A 2,500-nucleotide genomic window follows, 5' to 3' on the forward strand; every position below is an offset into this window, starting at 1 on the left:
TTGCTTGGCGACGTCCTACTCTCACAGGGACAAGGTCCCAACTACCATCGGCGCTAGAGAGCTTAACTTCCGTGTTCGGTATGGGAACGGGTGTGACCTCTCTGCCATCATCACCAAACTATGAAGGCATATTCCTTCAAAACTAGATAACATTGCTACATATTATATGGTTAAGTCCTCGATCTATTAGTATTCGTCAGCTCCACATGTCACCATGCTTCCACCTCGAACCTATCAACCTGATCATCTTTCAGGGATCTTACTAGCTTACGCTATGGGAAATCTCATCTTGAGGGGGGCTTCATGCTTAGATGCTTTCAGCACTTATCCCTTCCGCACATAGCTACCCAGCTATGCCCCTGGCAGAACAACTGGTACACCAGCGGTGTGTCCATCCCGGTCCTCTCGTACTAAGGACAGCTCCTCTCAAATTTCCTACGCCCGCGACGGATAGGGACCGAACTGTCTCACGACGTTCTGAACCCAGCTCGCGTACCGCTTTAATGGGCGAACAGCCCAACCCTTGGGACCGACTACAGCCCCAGGATGCGATGAGCCGACATCGAGGTGCCAAACCTCCCCGTCGATGTGGACTCTTGGGGGAGATAAGCCTGTTATCCCCGGGGTAGCTTTTATCCGTTGAGCGATGGCCCTTCCATGCGGAACCACCGGATCACTAAGCCCGTCTTTCGTCCCTGCTCGACTTGTAGGTCTCGCAGTCAAGCTCCCTTATGCCTTTGCACTCTACGAATGATTTCCAACCATTCTGAGGGAACCTTTGGGCGCCTCCGTTACACTTTAGGAGGCGACCGCCCCAGTCAAACTGCCCACCTGACACTGTCTCCCGGGTCGATAAGACCCGTAGGTTAGAATTTCAATACAGTCAGGGCGGTATCCCACCAGCGCCTCCACCGAAGCTAGCGCTCCGGTTTCAATGGCTCCCGCCTATCCTGTACAAACTGTACCAAAATTCAATATCAGGCTACAGTAAAGCTCCACGGGGTCTTTCCGTCCTGTCGCGGGTAACCTGCATCTTCACAGGTACTATAATTTCACCGAGTCTCTGGTTGAGACAGTGCCCAAATCGTTACACCTTTCGTGCGGGTCGGAACTTACCCGACAAGGAATTTCGCTACCTTAGGACCGTTATAGTTACGGCCGCCGTTTACTGGGGCTTCAGTTCAGAGCTTCGCTTACGCTAACCCCTCTCCTTAACCTTCCAGCACCGGGCAGGTGTCACCCCCTATACTTCGCCTTACGGCTTCGCAGAGAGCTGTGTTTTTGCTAAACAGTCGCTTGGGCCTATTCACTGCGGCTTTCCGTTAAGAAAGCACCCCTTCTCCCGAAGTTACGGGGTCATTTTGCCGAGTTCCTTAACCAGAGTTCTCTCGCACACCTTAGGATTCTCTCCTCGCCTACCTGTGTCGGTTTGCGGTACAGGCACCTTTTATCTCGCTAGAAGCTTTTCTTGGCAGCGGGGAATCAAAGACTTCGCTCCATAAGGAGCTTCCCCATCACAGCTCAGCCTTTACGATAAGCGGATTTGCCTACTTATCAGCCTAACTGCTTGGACGTGCACAACCAATCGCACGCTTCTTCTATCCTTCTGCGTCCCTCCATTGCTCAAACGATAAAGAGGTGGTACAGGAATATCAACCTGTTGTCCATCGCCTACGCCTGTCGGCCTCGGCTTAGGTCCTGACTAACCCTGAGCGGACGAGCCTTCCTCAGGAAACCTTAGGCATTCGGTGGACGGGATTCTCACCCGTCTTTCGCTACTCATACCGGCATTCTCACTTCTAAGCACTCCACCAGTCCTTCCGGTCTGACTTCACTGTCCTTAGAACGCTCCCCTACCACTGATACCATTGGTATCAATCCGCAGCTTCGGTGGTGTATTTAGCCCCGGTACATTTTCGGCGCAGAGTCACTCGACTAGTGAGCTATTACGCACTCTTTAAATGGTGGCTGCTTCTAAGCCAACATCCTAGTTGTCTAAGCAACTCCACATCCTTTTCCACTTAATACACACTTTGGGACCTTAGCTGGCGGTCTGGGCTGTTTCCCTTTTGACTACGGATCTTATCACTCGCAGTCTGACTCCTAAGGATAAGTCATTGGCATTCGGAGTTTGACTGAATTCGGTAATCCGATGAGGACCCCTAGTCCAATCAGTGCTCTACCTCCAAGACTCTTACACTTAAGGCTAGCCCTAAAGCTATTTCGGGGAGAACCAGCTATCTCCAGGTTCGATTGGAATTTCTCCGCTACCCACACCTCATCCCCGCACTTTTCAACGTGCGTGGGTTCGGGCCTCCATTCAGTGTTACCTGAACTTCACCCTGGACATGGGTAGATCACCTGGTTTCGGGTCTACGACCACGTACTAAACGCCCTATTCAGACTCGCTTTCGCTGCGGCTCCGCCTCTTCAGCTTAACCTCGCACGGGATCGTAACTCGCCGGTTCATTCTACAAAAGGCACGCCATCACCCGTTAAC

The 2,500-nt window shown here is 52.1% G+C and carries 2 rRNA genes (1 of these 2 cut by a window edge); both read right to left on the bottom strand.

Going from position 1 to position 2,500, the window contains the following annotated elements:
- Positions 1-2: 2 nt before the first annotated feature.
- A 5S ribosomal RNA gene (gene rrf / locus FQV30_RS11890) occupies positions 3-118 on the bottom strand.
- A 48-nt stretch (positions 119-166) separates the two neighbouring features.
- Positions 167-2,500, bottom strand: a 23S ribosomal RNA gene (locus FQV30_RS11895) (it continues 588 nt past the right edge of the window).

The sequence above is a fragment of the Planomicrobium sp. CPCC 101110 genome (genome assembly GCF_007859395.1).
GTDB lineage: Bacteria > Bacillota > Bacilli > Bacillales_A > Planococcaceae > Planococcus.